At 59.4% G+C, this 219-nt stretch carries 1 pseudogene; it reads right to left on the bottom strand.

Annotated features, from left to right (window positions below):
• A pseudogene (locus A3709_RS24055) lies at positions 1 to 219 on the bottom strand (flavoprotein); the annotation flags it as partial.

The raw sequence follows: 219 nt of genomic DNA on the forward strand, positions 1-219 counted from the left end.
GGCCTTCTCTGACCCTGTGTAGAGCAGGCAATCGTCGGTGAGGCACATAATGGCCCGCTCCTCGTGGAAGCTGTCCTTGAAGGGCACACCCAGCCCCGTCAGCCAGTCGAAGTGGGCGGAGCTGCTTTCGCAGTAATTGCGGATCTTGGCTTCGTCAGCCTGGGGCCCGGCGGACATCATCATGTAGGTGACCATGTCTTCGGTCGAGTCATCAAAACC

Origin of the sequence: Halioglobus sp. HI00S01 (assembly GCF_001635445.1) — a bacterium.
Classification (GTDB): Bacteria; Pseudomonadota; Gammaproteobacteria; order Pseudomonadales; family Halieaceae; genus Halioglobus; species Halioglobus japonicus.